Consider the following 17,382-nt stretch of genomic DNA (forward strand, 5'->3'; position numbering starts at 1 on the left):
CATCCTCCGTTTATAATTTCATTTATATTATTATATACCTATATTTTAACACGTTTTAAACGTAAAGCGTTGGCTACCACACTGACAGAACTGAATGCCATTGCAGCACCTGCAACCCAGGGTGCTAAAAATCCGAGTGCTGCAATCGGTATGCCGAGCGTATTGTAGGCAAATGCCCAGAATAAGTTCTGTTTAATATTTTTAATTGTTTCGCGGCTTAAATTAATAGCTCTTGGAATCAGCGTCAGGTCTTCACCTAAAATTGTCAGGTCTGCCGCTTCAATTGCTACTTCTGTTCCCGTACCCATGGCGATGCCGATATCTGCAAGGGCGAGGGCCGGCGCATCATTTACACCGTCGCCGACCATGGCGGTAATTTTACCCGACTCTTGAATTGCCCGGATTTTATCAGCCTTCTCTTCCGGCAGGACTTCTGCGATAACCTGATCGATGTTCACTTCACGTGCAATTGCTTCTGCGGTTCTGATATTGTCTCCGGTAAGCATAATGACTTCAAGGCCCTGATTGTGAAGTTCACTGACTGCTTGTTTCGCTGTTTCCTTAACCATATCGAGCACTGCAACAGTTCCGGCAAGTTTGCCGTCGACAGCAACCATCATTGCTGTCTTGCCTTCGTATTCAAACTGCTGCATCTCTTCTTCCGCCGCAGAAATATCAATATTTTCCCCGTTCATCAATTTACGGGTACCGACAAGAACTTTTCTGCCTTCAATAACTGCTTCAATACCGTGACCGGGTATAGCAGAAAATTCTTCAGCTTCTGACAGTCCGATATTTTTCTCAGCTGCATAAGCGGTAATTGCCGATGCCAGAGGGTGTTCCGACCCTCTTTCTGCGCTCGCAAGAAGGTGCAGTGTATCATTATCACCTGAAAAATCGGTCACTTCAGGTGTACCATTCGTAATTGTACCAGTCTTATCGAGTACAACTACATCAACTTTATGGGTTTTTTCCAGATGTTCGCCGCCTTTGTACAGAATACCGTTTTCGGCACCTTTACCTGTACCGACCATAATTGATGTCGGTGTTGCAAGCCCAAGCGCACACGGACAAGCAATCACCAGCACGGATATTGCCGCTACGAGCGCAGGTTCGACATTGCCCGGTGAAGCCAAGAAATACCACACGATAAATGTCACAATAGCAATGACAATGACTATCGGCACGAAATAGCCTGAAATAATATCCGCCATCCGCTGAATCGGCGCCTTATTTCCCTGCGCCTCTTCAACAACTTTAATAATACCCGCAAGAGCTGTATCTTTTCCTGTTTTCGTTACTTTTATATTCACTGTACCGTTCTGATTCATCGTTGCTCCGATAACCGAATCGCCGGTTTCTTTTTCCACCGGAATAGATTCGCCGGTCAGCATCGATTCGTCGACTGATGTACGCCCGCGGATAAGTTCACCGTCAAGCGGGAACTTTTCACCGGGTTTAACGACGAGTACTTCATCGACTTTTACATCTTCCACCGGAATCATAAATTCTTTTCCATCACGTACAACACGCGCTTCTTTCGCCTGCATGTCGAGCAGTTTTGAAATCGCGCCGGTCGTCTGGGATTTCGCTCTCGTTTCCAAATACTTACCGAATAAAATCAGCGTAATTATAATGGCGCTGGCTTCAAAGTACAGGTGCGGATGTTCGACTGCACCTGTCATCCATAAATATGTCTGGTATAAACTGAAACCGAAGGCGGCAGTTGTCCCCATAACGACGAGTACGTCCATATTCGCCGTAAAATTCTTTAAATTTTTATAAGCGCCGACATAGAACTGCCAGCCCAGTATAAACTGGACGGGAGTGGCAAAAGCCAGCTGGAACCAGGGGTTCATGAATATCGCCGGCAGGCTTATACCCAACAGGTGATCGAGCATGGTAACTAATAACGGCAATGATAAAATCGCAGCAATAATCACTTTCCATTTCATCTTTTTAAGTTCTGAATCCTTATGTGATATTTTATCTTCTGCTGATTTTTTCGGTTCCGCACTGTAGCCGAGCTTGCCGATACGATCGATAATTGCGCGTTCATCAGTAACACCCGGATTATATTCAACCGTCGCATTTTCAGTTGTCAGATTAACCGTTGCCGCTTTTACACCGTCTGTTTTATTCAGCACTTTTTCGATTCTGCTCGAACATGCAGCACACGTCATGCCTGTAATATCCAGCTCGCTTTTTTCATACAATACGCCGTAGCCGATGTCTTCAATGCGTTTAGTGATATCTTCAACCGACGTTTTGTCCTTGCTGTAATCGACACTTGCCTTTTCAGTTGTCAGATTTACATTTGCATCGACGCCGTCCATTTTATTCAATACTTTTTCGATTCTGTTTGAACAGGCGGCACATGTCATGCCGCTGATATTTAAATTAATATGTTCTTTTTCTGCCATAACACTTCCTCCTTTCTCTTATTTTGAAAATTGTTTCAGCACAGCCATTAACTCTTCGATTGAATCATCGCCGTCACCCGAATTTATCGCGTCGGTGACACAATGTTTCATATGACGTTCTGTTATTGTAAGACCTGTATTTTTTAAAGCGCTCTGGATGGCGCTGATCTGCACAAGAATATCGACACAGTAACGGTCTTCTTCCACCATTGTCTGAATACCCCGGACCTGTCCTTCAACACGCTTCAGCCGGTTTAATATTTTCTGTTTCTCATCATCCGGCCGAGGGCGTGACATATGTTTAACTTCTTCCATCATTTGCTCCTCTCTCTTTTCAATATTTCATTATCTTTATAATATACCCTTAGGGGGTATGTGTCAAATGTAAAAATTGCCGGCGCGATGACCGGCAATTTTTATATTTTTACTGTCCGAGACCGAGCGCAACGTTGACATGCGCGCGGACACCGTCGATAAATGCATCTTCATCAATTGCAAATTTAGGATGGTGATGCGGATAAACATAATCTTTCGCTTCATTATAAGTACCGAGCAGAATATATACCCCCGGCAGGTTCTCGGTAAAGGCACCGAAATCTTCCCCGCCCATCATCATTTCCTGTTCGATTACTCTGTCTTTACCAAATACTTCATTCAATGTCGTTCTGACACGTGCTGTTTCAGCTTCATCGTTCATTACGGCACTGTATCCGTATTCATAATTTAAATCGTAGGTCGCACCGTAAATGTCACAATTTGCTTTCACAACCGCTTCAATTTTTTCACGTGCAAGTTCTCTGATTTCAGCACTTGCTGAACGGACACTGCCGCTGATTTCAGCAGTGTGCGGAATAACGTTTTTAGCGCCCGTTCCCGCATTAAAGTTTGTAACAGATATTACTAAGTTATCAAGCGGTCCGGCGATGCGGGATACAATGTCCTGTACCTGTGTCACGATACGCGAACCGAGAAGAAGCGGGTCAACTGAACTTTCCGGCTGGGAAGCATGACCGCCCTGGCCGTTGATTGTCAGTTCAAACTGATCCGAGTTCGCTGTTACAGCACCAGATTTAATATGAATTTCACCGAGCGGTTTAGACGTCATAATATGCTGCGCAAAGACGACATCCAGATCATCAAAAAGACCTGTCGCCACCATTTCGCGCGCACCGCCCGGCGGCAGTTCTTCTGCATGCTGGAATATAAGATAAATTTCCCCGTGAATTTTATCCTTGTTGTCCGAGAGCACTTTTGCAGCACCGAGCAGCATGGCCGCATGAGAATCGTGTCCGCACGCATGCATCTTGCCGTCTATTTCAGATACGAAATCCAGATCGTCACGATCTTCCTGTATCGGCAGTGCGTCGATATCTCCTCTGAGTCCAACCTTACGTCCCGGATGGTCTCCTTTAATAATCCCGAGCACACTCGTTTCAGTCGGACGGCTGATTTCAATACCATTCATTTCCTGTAGAGCTTTTTCGATATAATCGCTCGTCCAGTACTCCTCAAATGAGAGTTCCGGATGCTGATGCATAGCCCGGCGCCACTCAATCACTTTCGGTTCAACTTGTTTAATTGCATCATCTAGCATAAAACTTTTCATCTCCCTGTTTTATAATCAGAAGCCTTCTTCAGTTGTCGAAGTCTTCAAACAATTTAAATATAGTATATCATTAATTTATTCCGGTAAATAGATTGGACCGTTCGGACCGACAGGCAGACCGATTAGGAACCAGATAATAATGAAGATTGACCAGGCAATCAAAAGCGCAATTGAATACGGCAGCAGGTTCGCGATTACAGTACCGAGTTTAATATCTTTCTGGTAACGCTGCGCATACATAATAATCAGCGGCAGGAACGGCATCATCGGTGCAATCGGATTCGTTACCGAGTCACCAATTCTGTAAAGCATCTGCGTAAATGCCGGATCATATCCCAGGAACATAAACATCGGAATGAAAACCGGTGCAAGGATCGCCCATTTGGCACTCGCTGAACCAATCAGCAGGTTTATTAGGGCTACGACAAGAATAAAACCGATAAACAGCGGAATACCTGTCAGATTAATCGTCTCGAGCAGGTCTGAACCGCCTACAGCGAGAATCGGCCCGAGATTGCTCCAGTCGAAGTAAGCGAGCATCTGTGCTGCAAAGAACACGAGTACTATGTACTGTCCCATTGTTCCCATAGAATCTCCGAGCATTTTGGCAAAACCTTTGGTTCCGTCAATATTTTTCATAAGCATCCCGAATACGAGACCCGGCACAAAGAATAAGATCGTAATCAGAAATACTGCTGAATCCATCAGCGGTGATTCCTGAAGTATTGAACCTGTTTCGGCATTTCTTAAAATGCCGTCAGGCAGCAGTGTGGCAACTGCAATAACAACAAGAACAACAAGGGCAGATATATTCGCCCACATTAAGGATGTTTTCTCTTTTTTTGACAGAGGCTCCTCATCCACAGAAGGGCCGTCATACTTGCCTAAACGCGGAATCGAAATTTTCTTCGCAACAAAGTAAATGATTGCCATAAGGAATATTGCTGATACCGCAATGAAATAGTAGTTCATTGCTATGTTTCCTGTATAATCCGGATTGACGAGCTGAGCAGCAGGTTCAGTGAATGCCACTGCCAGCGCATCTGTCATACCGAGTATGAAGTTTGCAGCAAATGCACCGTTTGTCGCTGCATACGCCATAAATATACCGCCGATTGGATTTAATCCGAGACGGATAAAGATCATCGCCGCAATCGGCGGAAGAATTACCGGTCCCGCGTCGCCTGCAACGTTACTGATAATCCCGACAAAAACCACCATCGGAATAATTAAAAACGTCGGTGTGATTTCTAATGAACGTTTCATCAGTGCTTCAAAGTATCCTGTTTTCTCAGCGATACCGATACCGATCATAACGACAAGCACCATCGCAAGCGGCGGGAACGCGCCGAAATTACTTATCGCTTCAGTAAGTATCATCACCAGGCCTTCTCCGGATAATAAGTTTACAGCTTCAATGGTTTCTCCGTCAGCCGGATTTTCCACCGATACACCAAGCATCCCGGCAATCCATGAAGCGACCAGTATTAAACCGGCAATCATCATGAAAAGCACTATAGGATCCGGCAGTTTATTACCCAGCTTCTCAATAGTATCCAAAAAGGACTGGCCTCTTCCTTTTTTCTTTCTTTCATTTTCCAAAAGCTGACACCCCTTTTTAATAAGTAAGCCTTTTCACTCCGGCTTATAAAAAGAGTTTACTACACTCGGAGTGAAATAAAAACAAACCTTTGTAAATTCCATACAAAGGTTTGCAAATAAACAGATAACATTACTCTTTAATGTTATTTTTTATTCTCTTTTAAAAAACCGAGTATATTCCACAGAGGCGCAGGAATTGTTAGTTTTTCATCATCGCCGTCAATTAAAAATGTATTCGGCAATTCATTATTTTTTAACTGATTAACAAAATCAGGATTGATTAAATGCGCTTTGCCGACGCTCATTAAATCAAAACCGCTGCCGATTGCTTCTTCTGCATCTTCAGCAGATTTTATACCCCCGGCCCCCATTATCGGAATTTCTCTAAGTTTGTCGCCCGCCTTATCCAGATATTTTTTTAAAAGCAGCTGTTCATCTTCCGTATCGATAATCGATGTCCGCTGCCAGTTATTAATACTGAAGTGGAAGTAATCAATCGAATAATCTGCCAGATGATTCAAAAGATACATCGTATCTTCAAAGTTAATGCCCGGTTCTTCCAGTTCTTCAGGAGAAAAGCGGTAGCCGATAATAAAGTCCGGTTTATTCAGTTCATCCGCTGCAGCACGTACTTTCTCTACGACACGTCTCGGGAAACGAAGTCTGTTTTCCCTCGTGCCGCCCCAATCATCCTCGCGTCTGTTTGAATGCGGCGAGTAGAATTGCTGCAGCAGGTATGTATTTGCCCCGTGCAGTTCAACACCGTCGAACCCCGCTTCAATTGCACGGCGTGCAGCATCTGCAAACAGCTGAATAACCTCTTCGATTTCTTCAATTTCAAGTGTTCTCGGTTCTACAGCATTATCTCTGAGCGCTGCGATACTGCTCGCTGAAATCGGCTGGCGTCCCATGTTTAATTCCGGTGTGCCCATGCGTCCTGCATGATAAAGCTGAATAATCGCTTTCGATCCTTTGCTTTTAATGCCTTCTGCGAGTTTCTTCAAGCCGGGGATTTTATCGTCTGAATCAGCGCCGAGTGCCCCTTCGAACGCACGCCCGTAATTATCGATAAAAGTGCTTTCCACGATTACTGCTGCCGGTCCACCGGCACGGCGGGAGTAATATTGAATCAATTCATCGGTAACCGAACCGTCATGAAAAGAACATTGAGTCGTCATCGGCGCCATAACCAGGCGATTTTCAAATGTTTGTCCGGATGATAATTGAACTTTATCAAATATATTTTTAGCCATAATAAATTCTCCTATCCACTGATGATAAATTAATTTTTCCATGTATACATTCATTCTACATCTTCTCTGCCCAAAATTACATATTACTTTAGTATGAATTATAAATATAAAATTAATTCTAAATTATCTGATAATATATTGCCTTTTACATCTCCAGCTGATACAATGATAACAATTTTCAAATTCCATAGAGATAATATAGGGGGACCCAATATATGACACAGCAACTTCAAATAACTAAAGCACGTACCTTAAAAGAAAAACCTGAAGTGGCGGGTATTCCTTTCGGCAGTTACTTTACAGACCATATGTTTTCAATGGACTATTCAGCCGAACTCGGCTGGCATGATGCGTCTATTATTCCGTACGCACCTATCGAAGTATCACCAAGCGCACAGGCACTTCATTACGGACAAACCGTATTTGAGGGACTGAAAGCATATAATGTAGATGGTGATGTAACTTTATTCAGACCCGATGAAAACTTTAAAAGGCTAAACCGTTCGCTTGAACGTCTGTCGATGCCGAAAATCGATGAAGAATTTGCACTTCTTGCCTTAACCGAGCTTCTGAAACTGGAACACGACTGGGTGCCGGACGGTGAAGGCCAGGCATTATATGTCCGCCCGTTTGTATTCGCCAATGAACCTTATCTCGGTGTGCGTCCGGCTAAAAATTATAAGATGCTTATTGTGCTGTCCCCTGTAGCAGGCTATTACGGTGCCCAGCTGAACCCGACGAGTATTTTCGTTGAAGACAGCTATGTACGTGCAGTACGCGGCGGTGTGGGTGAAGTAAAATTCGGCGGTAACTACGCTGCGAGCCTTCACGCTCAGCAAAAAGCTGCTGATCTTGGCTACGAACAGGTATTATGGCTCGACGGTGTACATCAGGAATACGTCGAAGAAGTCGGCAGCATGAATATATTCTTTGTCAGAAACGGCGAACTGGTTACCCCTGAATTGAATGGTTCAATTTTACCGGGTATTACTAGAAAATCACTGATTGAACTCGCAAGCGGTATGGGCTATACAGTAAATGAAGAACGCATTCATATTAAAGATATTGAAGAAGGGATTAAAGATGGCTCTGTCACTGAAGTATTCGGTGCAGGTACGGCAGCTGTAATCGCTCCTGTCGGCATTATGAATATCCATGGTACAGACTACAGAATTAACGGCAATGAAATCGGCGAAGTGACACAGAAACTGTACGACAACCTGACGGGTATCCAGACATGTGAACTTGAAGACAAGTACGGCTGGGTGCATCAGGTAACATCGACGGTGAAATAATATTTTTGAACAGACCCCTGGCAGAGCACCGGGGGTTTTTATCTTTTATTAAAAAAAGCTAGAGTTTCAGGAGTTGGGATTGGTATGACAGAGTTTCATGTCTATCCCAGACTCCTTTTAAACTTCTCCCAGAAATTCACCCAGAATCTCAACAATCTCCTCTGCGCTTTTCCCGCCTATTCCCACCAGCACCCTGTCGTTAAAGTTTTCAGCTGATGAATAGGCAGACATGCAGGTAATTTTATGTTTTTCTGCCTCATTTCGAAGGTCTGCACCAGGCAGCCTGAGAACAAAGTGCATGCCGGTGTGTTCTCCGCTGACTTCAACTTCGGGATGATGTTTTTTCAGTTCTAAAACGATCCTCCTCATTTTTTCCCCATAGAATTTACGGATCCGGTTTATGTGCCTGACTAGATATCCTCCGCTGATAAAGCGCGCGACAATATGCTGCATCTGCCTCGACACATTGCATGACAATCCGCTCTTATAATATTTTTCCGCCAGTTCCGGCGGCAGTATCATCACTGCTATTCTTAAAGAGGGGTATATTGATTTCGAAAATGTATTCATATATATCGTCCGGTCATTTTGATCCAGCCCCTGCAGTGAAGACAGCGGGCGTCCCGTATAACGGAATTCACTGTCATAATCATCTTCTATTAAATAACTGTCCCGTTCACTTACTGCATTCAGCAGTTTAATCCGCTTATTTAAAGACATCACCGCGCCGCTTGGAAACTGGTGTGACGGAGTAATATGCGTCAGCTTGTTATTCAGCTCTTTAACCTTCTCAACATTAATCCCGTCCCGTTCCACCGGTGCTGTGTCGTAAGGTATGTTCAGCCTTTCGAGTACATTCTTTACCGTCGGGTATCCGGGATCTTCCAGCGTGATTTTCGGGTAACCCAAAAGATAAAGTACCTGCTCCAGCAGATGTTCTGTCGAAGGACCGATAAAAATCTGTTCCGTTCTGCACTGCACACCGCGATTTACATACAAATACTCACGTACAGCTTCTTTTAAAGCTGCTTCACCGCTTTTACTCCCGCTGTTCAACAATGATATATCTGCAAACACAGCTGCACTCAGCTGTTTAATCACATCATTCTGTACGATGGACGTATCCACTTCTCCTAAAGGCAGGACAGATTCCGATTTTTCCGGCATTTTAATAGCGGACAGTATTTTATCCTGCGTTTGAAGAGTTTCTGTCGGCATCACATAGTGACCGCTCTTTTTCTTTGTATAAATCATATTCTCATCAACCAGCAGATTATAGGCACGTTCAACCGTAGTCATACTCACTGATAAATCTTCACTCAGCTGGCGTTTACTCGGCAATTTCACATCACCTGCAAGATGTTCGTTTAAAATTTTCTTCTTAATATCCTGATACAGCTGTTCATATAGCGGTACAGTATTTTCTTTATCGAGATTAATAAACATAAACTGACCCCTAACTTTTTATGTATTCTGACACTTATAGAATATCACATTGTATTCTAAACTTATATTAAATTAAGAAGAAAGAGGGATAAATATGGGATTGGCAGAAGAGTTAAAAGGCGGCGTTATAATGGATGTTGTTAACGCTGAGCAGGCGAAAATCGCAGAAGCAGCAGGTGCGGTTGCAGTTATGGCATTGGAGCGTGTACCTTCGGATATTCGTGCAGAAGGGGGAGTCGCACGCGCATGCGATCCGACAATTATCGAAGAGGTAATTAAGGCAGTATCAATACCGGTCATGGCTAAATGCCGTATTGGACATATTGTAGAAGCTCGCGTGCTTGAATCGATGGGGATCGATTACATAGATGAGTCGGAAGTACTCACACCTGCAGATGAGGAATACCATCTGAAAAAAGATGATTATAAAGCACCCTTTGTCTGCGGCTGCAAGGATCTCGGAGAAGCAGCGAGACGTATCGGTGAAGGCGCATCAATGCTGCGGACAAAAGGCGAGCCTGGAACGGGAAACATTGTTGAAGCAGTTCGTCATATCCGTTTAGTCAATCAGCAGGTCAAACAGATTTCTGTAATGAGTGATGATGAATTAATGACTGCGGCGAAAGACTTAGGCGCACCTTACGATGTTCTTAAACAGATTAAAGCTGAAGGTAAACTGCCTGTAACGAATTTCGCAGCAGGCGGCGTTGCAACACCTCAGGATGCAGCATTAATGATGGAACTCGGTGCAGACGGCGTCTTCGTCGGCTCAGGTATTTTCAAGTCGGAGAACCCGGAAAAATTCGCAAAAGCAATCGTCAAAGCGACCGAGAACTACACTGATTATAAATTAATCGGAGAACTGTCGAAAGAACTCGGAAGTGCAATGACAGGACTCGACGTCCACAGTATGTCACTGGAAGAACGCATGGCGGAACGCGGCTGGTAATCAGCATCAGCTCAGAAAAATAAGCCTCTCGTTTTGACGTGCTCCCCTTAAGTTGTACTTACTATTCAACTTAAGGGGAGTTTTTGTATGAAAAATAATAAACATAGTTTTGAATTTAAGTTAACAGTCGTAACAGATTATTTAAATGGCGAAGGTGGATTTCAATATCTAGGTAAAAAATATAGTATTCAAGATTCATTGATTAAAATATGGGTCACTCAATATAATCAATTTGGTGATGAGGGCTTAGCTAAATCTATGACACATACACACTACTCTGGTGAATTTAAGCGTGCTGTTTTACAATACAGACAAGAAAATCAACTGTCTTATAGAGAAACAGCGATTCATTTTGGACTCAAGAATAGTTCAATGATCGCAAATTGGCAGCGTAAACTACTTGAATGTGGTCCGGCTGCTCTAGACAGTCACTTAGGGAGATCGAGAAAACATATGGTTAAAGAGGATCAAAGCAATAATAAGACAACAAATCGGGACGAGCCACTAAATGAGACAGAACGAGAGGAACTTGAACGCCTAAGAGAACAGTTACGAATGTCAAAACTAGAAAACATTATTTTAAAAAAGTTGAACGCCTTACCGAAAAATCCAACAGACAACAAGTAAAGGTAGCCATCGAAGTAAGGCAAGAGACAGAGTATACTCTAAAAGACATTTTAGCAGTGATGCAGCTACCGAAGTCTGTATACTACTACTGGGTGAAGCATATGGACGATCAGACGCGTAAAAATCAATGGCTGGTAGACAAAGTGAAGTCAATCGTATCAAAGCATAAAGGGCGATATGGCTACAGAAGAATTCAAGTAGAGCTCGAACAGTCAGAAGGGATACGTGTGAATCATAAACGTTTACTGCGTATTATGAGATTACACAATCTTTTATGCCAGAAGTTCAGAAATAAATCTAGACAGAAATATCGTTCATACAAAGGTAATATTGGAAAAGTCGCACCGAATCATGTGAATCGTCACTTTCAATCTGATCAATTCAATCAACTATGGGTGACAGATGTGACAGAGTTTGCGTTGCCCATCAAAGGACAGAAGCTCTATCTGTCCACAATCATGGATTGTTACAATTCTGAAATTATTGCTTATAAAATGAGTCATTCACCAACTTTAGACATCGCAACTGATCCGTTGCATCGTGCTTTAAATACACATCAATCTCAATTGAATCAATTGGTCGTTCACTCTGATCAAGGCTATCACTATCAACATAGAAGTTGGGTTCATCTGCTTGAATCTTTTGGTGCCACAATGAGCATGTCTAGGAAAGGAAACTGCTTGGATAATGCCGCTATGGAAAATTTCTTTGGCATCTTGAAGCAAGAAATGTTTTATGGTGTATCATTTGAATCTTATACATCATTGGAAGAGAGCATTCATGAGTACATTAATTATTATAATAAATATAGAATCAAGACAAAATTAAAAGGCATGTCTCCTGGACAATTCAGGAAACATACCTTGAAATCAGCCTAAATCCAAAAGTTCAACTTTTGGGTAGCACGTCATTTTGAGAGGCTTATTTTTTAACTTCTATTTCAACCTTGCCAAATCCTTCAAATACTCCTTCATATTTTCCAGCTTCCAGCTTGACCGGCAGAATAAAAGTACCTGACGAAACAAATTGTCCCGCTTCAAGCCCTTTTCCCTGACTGCTGAGTTTTTTTATCAGCCATTTTACAGCCTTAACCGGATGTCCCATTACTTCTGATGATTGTCCCCGTTTAATTTCTTCGCCGTTAAACAAAAGCCTGCCCGTGATATTATCGAGATCCTCGTAATCGGCAGATTTCGATTCACCGATCACCACCGCTCCAGCCACCGCACAGTCAGCAACCACTTCATATTTCGATATATTCGGGAACCAGTTATTATATCTGCCGTCAGGAAGTTCAAGCGCCGGCGCCACAGCACATTTCGATAAAATACTTTCCTCATCGTCCGTGACACTCAATTTTTCATTTACGTAGAAAACCAGTTCCAGCTCAGCAAGCGGAATATTATAATCCGCTAAACTCATTTCAGTAATCACCTGGCTTGCAGTAAAAGGACCGTAAACCGGCTCACTGCTGTCAAACAGTGCCTGTGTCTCTTCGCTTGTCATGCTGATTTTATAACCCTTTGCAGATGCATTCTGCATACTTAAAATTTCAGTCTGAATATTATAAGCGGCTTCAACAGTATCGGTTTTAATATCCTTCCCCGGCTTTAAACTCTTTCCCTTCAGCCTTGCTTCGTATAATTTTTCTGCATCTGTCATGCTACCCCTCCTGAATATTGCAATATAATAAATATATCATAATATTCAGGTAATTCTAAAATATAATTGCGACTATTTTAAGCGGTATATCTTCAGTGTTAACCAGACCGTGCGACTGGCCTTTCGTAATTACACAGCAGTCCCCTTTTTCAACCGTCTTAAATTCACCATCTGAATCCTGAAATTCACCTTTTCCTTCTATTATATGGTAAATTTCGCTGTCATCAGTATGCTGGTGATAACCGATTGATGCGAAAGCTTCCAGTTCGATTTCCAGCACTTTGCGAATACCTTCAAGGTTCCCTTCTTTAATATAAGATGTCGAAAAAATGCTGCCTCTGCCGCCAAATCTGTTTTTTAATTCTATAGTATCTTCCGGTTTAATAATCATTTATTCTGCTCCTTATTTAAGTAAATTTGGTAAAAATGTTGATATTGAAGGTACGAATATAATCAGTACGACCATGATTGCTACGATGAATAATATATGCAGAATATAAGGCAGTGTTTCTTCTATCCCCATTTTTTTATCCGTCACAGAGGCTCCCGCGATGAGCGACAGCCCGACCGGAGGTGTAATATTCGCGAGTGCAAAGTTCATAATCATCACCATGCCGAAATGGACCGGATCGATACCAAATTCCATTGCTATCGGCATGAAAATCGGCGTTAAGAGTACAATCAGCGATGTGACTTCTGTGAGCATGCCTAATATTAATAAAATCAGTGACACGAGAATCAGAAAGACCATCGGCGAATCCGCGAAGTTCAGGAAGAACCCTGATACTGCATCCGGAATATGATTGACAGTCAGTACATATGTAAAGACATTCGCCATAGATATGATAATTAAAATGGTCGCTGATGTTATTGCGGAACCCGCCATAATTTCTTTAACTTTAGACCAGTTCAGTTCTTTGTAAAACAGCGATAAAATAAATCCGTAAACGACCGCGATAACTGCTGCTTCTGTCGCTGTAGCATAACCTGAAAAGATACTGCCGAGTATAAAGATTGGTGTCAGAAGAGGAAAAAATGCTTCTTTAGTCACTTTCCAGAATTCCTGCCACGATATCTTTTCTGTTCGGATATCGCCGAATCCTTTTTTCCTGCTCATAAACCAGACGTAAATACATAAGGCGAGCGCCAGCAGCACACCAGGTATAATTCCTGCAAAGAACAGGTCGCCGATGGAAATATTTGCGGTAATTCCGAGGATAACCATTGTGATACTCGGCGGTATAATCAGCCCGAGCACACCGGCCGGTCCGATAATGCTCGCTATAAATGATTTCGAGTACTCCTCTTCTTTAAGCCTTGGAACAAGCACAGAACCTACAGCATAAGTAGTCGCCACTGTAGATCCTGAGACTGCGCCGAACAAGGCCGACGTTATAACCGTTGTAATGGCCGTGCCTCCTGATAATTTACCGGCAAAAGCATTGGCTAATGCCATCAGGCGCTTCGTGAGTCCGCCTTTCCCCATAATATTTCCCGCCAGAATAAACAACGGAATTGCCAGATAAGAAAAGTTGTTCACACCGGCAAAACCGCGCTGAATAATAATCTCTAGCGGCACTCCGCCGATGAGCAGCATGACGAGACTGACTATGCCGATAACAAAAGCAATCGGCATTCCAAGAAACAGCAGCAGAAAGAATAGTATAAGCATACTAATTGCGAGCATTAAACCGCCTCGCTTTCATGCTGCGGTTTTTCGGCATTTATAATTAAAAAGTATAGCGACAGCAGGCTGCTGACGGGTATTGAGAGATAAAACACCGTCATCGGCAGCTGCAGTGTCGATGATGTAAAATCAAGTGACTGGTACGAAAATATAAATCCGTATACTGTCAGAACTAAGAAAAACAGCCCGAGCAGTATATTCACCGTTAAATATAAATAAGGGCGCAGCTTATCACCCGCACGTTTAACAAAAAAGTTAACTGCAAGGTGCCCCCGCTCATAGACAGCAACGCTCATTCCGAGAAACGTCATCCAGACAACCAAAAGACGGGACAATTCCTCAGTCCCCGGCATTGAATAATCAAAAAATCTCGTTATGACCTGTGTCAGAACAATCAATGTGAGCAGAGCAATAACAACAGCGCACGCAATATATAAAAATTTCACTAATGCTTTCGTCATATTACTCATCATCCTCCCATCCGGAATTCCTGCGGTACATATCCATCATTTCTTTGCCGAACACTGTGTCTTCCCATTTGTCATATACAGGCATCATCGCTTCTCTGAAGGCTTCCTTATCCACGTTATCGTTAACTTCCATACCATTTTCAGCGAGAAATTTTATATGCTCAGACTCTGTTTCGTCGTTTGCTGCTTGAATTTCTTTCGAAATTTTATCGATTTCAGCTGTGAGGATTTTCTGATCTTCGATACTAATTTCCTCCCAAGTTTCCCCGTCGATTACAACCATGACCGTGTTATAAAAATGGCCGGTCAGCGATAAGTAATCCTGCACTTCATTGAAACGCGGTGCAACGATATTCGCGAGCGGATTTTCCTGCGCATCAAGCGCGCCCTGCTGCAGTGCCCCGTATACTTCACTGAAAGCCATAACTGTCGGCAGGGCACCCGCCTGTTCAAACGTATCGACGCGGAGCGCTGTTTCCGCCACGCGGATATTCATTCCCTTTAAATCCTCCGGTTTTACGACCGGCCCCTCATTATTTGTTACGTGGCGGAAACCCCACTCCAGATATCCCGCTGTATGCATACCGTATTCTTCAACAATATCTGCTATGTACTCTCCAAACTCACCGTCATAAGCTTCACGTGCCTCCTGTTCACTCGGCCACATGTACGGAAGATCTTCAATCGCAAGCCGCATATCCATGGTCTGCATAGAACCAACCATTACAGCAAGGCCGTTCATCGCTCCCACATCGACCTGCTGCAGCATTTCAGTTTCGCTGCCGAGCTGTGAGTTCGGGTAAATTTCAAATTTTACTCTGCCTTCCGTTTCTTCTTCCACCGCTTCAGCCATTTTATTAATCTCTATTGCCTGATTCGTATCCGGCGGCAGGGCGTGTCCAAACTGCAGCGTGACACTTTCATCGTCTTTACTGCATGCCGCAAGGAGCAGTAAAAATGATAAAACACCTGCCAGTAACGTATATTTTCTCATAATCCTGTCAGCTCCCCCTTATCATTTTCTAATAATTATAAATTAAAATGCAATGTTATACAAACGACAATCCAATTTGCTTTTTATTAACTGAAAATTCTATAATGGATAGAATAGTTCATTATAGGAGTGAAACACATGCCAGATTTAAATCCGCGTGCGACAGCTTTATCCATCCCGGGAATCAGAGTATTTTCAAATCAGGTTCAGCTTTTTCCTGACGGTGTCAATTTAACTATCGGACAGCCTGATTTCCCTACACCCGACAGCGTAAAAGAAGCGGCTATCACAGCGATCAGCAATAATAAAACCGGCTATTCTCTAAACGCAGGCATCGTTGAACTGCGCCAGGCCGCTGCGGACTTTTTTGCAGATAAATATAACGCTTATTACACTGCTGATGAGGTTGTGATAACAAATGGAGCGAGTGAAGCACTTGACTCAGTCCTCCGCACGATCTTAACTGAAGGCGACGAAGTCATTATTACCGCACCTGCATACCCAGCCTACGAATCGCTGATTAAATTGAATGGCGGCACCGTAAAATATCTCGATGTCAGCAACACACAATTCGTCCCGGATATTAAAAAGCTGGAGGCTTTAGTTACTAATAACACTAAAGCTGTGCTCTTAAACTATCCATCTAATCCGACAGGCGCGTCTTTATCAGAAAAAGATGTAAAAAATATTGCAGATTTTATCAGCAGCAAGGACTTATTCCTTATCAGCGATGAAATATACAGCGAAAATGTTTATGAAAACAAACATATTTCGTTTGGCAGCATGGATAATATATACAATAAAACAATACTGATTCACGGCGTATCAAAATCTCATTCGATGACCGGCTGGAGAGTCGGCTATACATTATCACCTAGACATTTAAGCGATGAAATATTAAAAGTGCATTTAAACAACTCAATCTGTGCAGCGGTGCCGAGCCAGTATGCGGCGCTTGAGGCGCTGACAAATGCAAAAGATTATCCGAAAGTGATGAATGAAGCATATTTTAAACGCCGTGACTATGTTTACGACAGACTCGTAAAAATGGGCTGTACAGTAGAAAAACCGGGCGGTGCTTTTTACATATTCCCCGACATCTCATTTACGGGAATGGACGACTGGGACTTCGCGGCAGCATTGCTGAAAGAGAAACATATGGCAGTCGTTCCGGGTTCCGCCTTCTCTGAACACGGTGCCGGCCACATCCGCATCTCGTTTGCGAGTTCAATTGAAACGCTTGAAGAAGCTATGAACAGACTGGAAGCATTTGTGAAAAGCTTGAGTTAGTAAAAAAAGGTTCACCGGAAGATTTCCGGCGAACCTTTTTTGGGTTAAATTCGTTTGTATTTCTCACGGAGGCACGAG

Annotated in this window: 15 protein-coding genes and 1 pseudogene; 5 read left to right on the forward strand and 11 right to left on the reverse strand. The window is 43.1% G+C overall.

What is annotated here, in order from left to right:
- Positions 1–38 precede the first annotated feature (38 nt).
- From DFR63_RS06570 to DFR63_RS06590, 5 genes are all read right to left on the reverse strand, one after another.
- Positions 39–2,423 (reverse strand): heavy metal translocating P-type ATPase, encoded by a 2,385-nt coding sequence (locus DFR63_RS06570; RefSeq protein ID WP_115885148.1) that lies wholly within the window; start codon positions 2,421–2,423, stop codon positions 39–41.
- Positions 2,424–2,441: 18 nt separating this feature from the next.
- Entirely contained in the window at positions 2,442–2,738 is a 297-nt protein-coding gene (locus DFR63_RS06575) for a metal-sensing transcriptional repressor (protein WP_115885149.1), read from the reverse strand.
- Between the two features lie 109 nt (positions 2,739–2,847).
- Positions 2,848–4,017 carry a M20 metallopeptidase family protein gene (locus tag DFR63_RS06580; protein ID WP_115885150.1) on the reverse strand — a complete coding sequence of 390 codons (1,170 nt, stop codon included), beginning with the start codon at positions 4,015–4,017 and terminating at the stop codon, positions 2,848–2,850.
- An 87-nt stretch (positions 4,018–4,104) separates the two neighbouring features.
- Complete coding sequence (locus tag DFR63_RS06585) at positions 4,105–5,631, reverse strand: AbgT family transporter (RefSeq protein ID WP_115885151.1); 1,527 nt, start codon at positions 5,629–5,631, stop codon at positions 4,105–4,107.
- 143 nt (positions 5,632–5,774) lie between these two features.
- Positions 5,775–6,884 (reverse strand): NADH-dependent flavin oxidoreductase, encoded by a 1,110-nt coding sequence (locus tag DFR63_RS06590; protein WP_162842297.1) that lies wholly within the window; start codon positions 6,882–6,884, stop codon positions 5,775–5,777.
- Positions 6,885–7,099: 215 nt separating this feature from the next.
- Here DFR63_RS06590 and DFR63_RS06595 point away from each other — a divergent pair, with 215 nt between their 5' ends.
- Complete coding sequence (locus DFR63_RS06595; protein ID WP_115885153.1) at positions 7,100–8,179, forward strand: branched-chain amino acid aminotransferase; 1,080 nt, start codon at positions 7,100–7,102, stop codon at positions 8,177–8,179.
- A gap of 117 nt (positions 8,180–8,296) precedes the next feature.
- Here the strand turns inward: DFR63_RS06595 and pdxR are convergent, their stop codons facing one another.
- Positions 8,297–9,625: a MocR-like pyridoxine biosynthesis transcription factor PdxR gene (gene pdxR, locus DFR63_RS06600; protein ID WP_115885154.1), complete on the reverse strand. Its 1,329-nt coding sequence runs from the start codon at positions 9,623–9,625 to the stop codon at positions 8,297–8,299.
- 94 nt (positions 9,626–9,719) lie between these two features.
- Here pdxR and pdxS point away from each other — a divergent pair, with 94 nt between their 5' ends.
- The 3 genes and pseudogenes from pdxS to DFR63_RS06615 all read left to right on the forward strand — a co-directional run.
- Positions 9,720–10,574, forward strand: coding sequence for a pyridoxal 5'-phosphate synthase lyase subunit PdxS (pdxS, locus tag DFR63_RS06605; protein WP_115885155.1), 855 nt, complete (start codon positions 9,720–9,722; stop codon positions 10,572–10,574).
- Positions 10,575–10,832: 258 nt separating this feature from the next.
- Complete coding sequence (locus tag DFR63_RS06610; RefSeq protein ID WP_245954160.1) at positions 10,833–11,201, forward strand: helix-turn-helix domain-containing protein; 369 nt, start codon at positions 10,833–10,835, stop codon at positions 11,199–11,201.
- A pseudogene (locus tag DFR63_RS06615) lies at positions 11,174–12,079 on the forward strand (IS3 family transposase); the annotation flags it as partial. The gene DFR63_RS06610 and the pseudogene DFR63_RS06615, both read left to right, overlap by 28 nt.
- 43 nt (positions 12,080–12,122) lie before the next feature.
- On the opposite strand, the gene DFR63_RS06620 reads toward DFR63_RS06615, so the two are convergent.
- Genes DFR63_RS06620 through DFR63_RS06640 form a run of 5 tightly spaced genes read right to left on the reverse strand, consistent with a single transcriptional unit; the run spans position 12,123 to position 16,014 of the window.
- A complete protein-coding gene (locus DFR63_RS06620) occupies positions 12,123–12,863 on the reverse strand; it encodes a 2-keto-4-pentenoate hydratase (RefSeq protein WP_115885158.1) in 741 nt (246 codons plus the stop codon).
- 55 nt (positions 12,864–12,918) lie between these two features.
- Complete coding sequence (locus DFR63_RS06625; protein WP_115885159.1) at positions 12,919–13,254, reverse strand: cupin domain-containing protein; 336 nt, start codon at positions 13,252–13,254, stop codon at positions 12,919–12,921.
- 12 nt (positions 13,255–13,266) lie between these two features.
- Positions 13,267–14,550 (reverse strand): TRAP transporter large permease, encoded by a 1,284-nt coding sequence (locus DFR63_RS06630; protein ID WP_115885160.1) that lies wholly within the window; start codon positions 14,548–14,550, stop codon positions 13,267–13,269.
- Positions 14,550–15,011 carry a TRAP transporter small permease gene (locus DFR63_RS06635; RefSeq protein WP_115885288.1) on the reverse strand — a complete coding sequence of 154 codons (462 nt, stop codon included), beginning with the start codon at positions 15,009–15,011 and terminating at the stop codon, positions 14,550–14,552. Before DFR63_RS06635 ends, DFR63_RS06630 begins: the two co-directional genes overlap by 1 nt.
- Before the next feature lies 1 nt (position 15,012).
- Entirely contained in the window at positions 15,013–16,014 is a 1,002-nt protein-coding gene (locus DFR63_RS06640; RefSeq protein WP_115885161.1) for a DctP family TRAP transporter solute-binding subunit, read from the reverse strand.
- 138 nt (positions 16,015–16,152) lie between these two features.
- Between DFR63_RS06640 and DFR63_RS06645 the strand changes: the two genes are divergently transcribed.
- Positions 16,153–17,304: an aminotransferase class I/II-fold pyridoxal phosphate-dependent enzyme gene (locus DFR63_RS06645; protein WP_115885162.1), complete on the forward strand. Its 1,152-nt coding sequence runs from the start codon at positions 16,153–16,155 to the stop codon at positions 17,302–17,304.
- The last annotated feature ends 78 nt before the right edge of the window (positions 17,305–17,382 follow it).

Source organism: Jeotgalicoccus halotolerans (genome assembly GCF_003387165.1).
GTDB lineage: Bacteria > Bacillota > Bacilli > Staphylococcales > Salinicoccaceae > Jeotgalicoccus > Jeotgalicoccus halotolerans.

What these genes read in the sequence shown, in the direction of transcription:
- DFR63_RS06570 (WP_115885148.1), bottom strand. Translation starts at nt 2,423, where the DNA reads ATGGCAGAAAAAGAACATATTAATTTAAATATCAGCGGCATGACATGT.
- DFR63_RS06575 (WP_115885149.1), bottom strand. Translation starts at nt 2,738, where the DNA reads ATGGAAGAAGTTAAACATATGTCACGCCCTCGGCCGGATGATGAGAAA.
- DFR63_RS06580 (WP_115885150.1), bottom strand. Translation starts at nt 4,017, where the DNA reads ATGCTAGATGATGCAATTAAACAAGTTGAACCGAAAGTGATTGAGTGG.
- DFR63_RS06590 (WP_162842297.1), bottom strand. Translation starts at nt 6,884, where the DNA reads ATGGCTAAAAATATATTTGATAAAGTTCAATTATCATCCGGACAAACA.
- DFR63_RS06595 (WP_115885153.1), top strand. Translation starts at nt 7,100, where the DNA reads ATGACACAGCAACTTCAAATAACTAAAGCACGTACCTTAAAAGAAAAA.
- pdxR (WP_115885154.1), bottom strand. Translation starts at nt 9,625, where the DNA reads ATGTTTATTAATCTCGATAAAGAAAATACTGTACCGCTATATGAACAG.
- pdxS (WP_115885155.1), top strand. Translation starts at nt 9,720, where the DNA reads ATGGGATTGGCAGAAGAGTTAAAAGGCGGCGTTATAATGGATGTTGTT.
- DFR63_RS06610 (WP_245954160.1), top strand. Translation starts at nt 10,833, where the DNA reads ATGACACATACACACTACTCTGGTGAATTTAAGCGTGCTGTTTTACAA.
- DFR63_RS06620 (WP_115885158.1), bottom strand. Translation starts at nt 12,863, where the DNA reads ATGACAGATGCAGAAAAATTATACGAAGCAAGGCTGAAGGGAAAGAGT.
- DFR63_RS06625 (WP_115885159.1), bottom strand. Translation starts at nt 13,254, where the DNA reads ATGATTATTAAACCGGAAGATACTATAGAATTAAAAAACAGATTTGGC.
- DFR63_RS06630 (WP_115885160.1), bottom strand. Translation starts at nt 14,550, where the DNA reads ATGCTCGCAATTAGTATGCTTATACTATTCTTTCTGCTGCTGTTTCTT.
- DFR63_RS06635 (WP_115885288.1), bottom strand. Translation starts at nt 15,011, where the DNA reads ATGACGAAAGCATTAGTGAAATTTTTATATATTGCGTGCGCTGTTGTT.
- DFR63_RS06640 (WP_115885161.1), bottom strand. Translation starts at nt 16,014, where the DNA reads ATGAGAAAATATACGTTACTGGCAGGTGTTTTATCATTTTTACTGCTC.
- DFR63_RS06645 (WP_115885162.1), top strand. Translation starts at nt 16,153, where the DNA reads ATGCCAGATTTAAATCCGCGTGCGACAGCTTTATCCATCCCGGGAATC.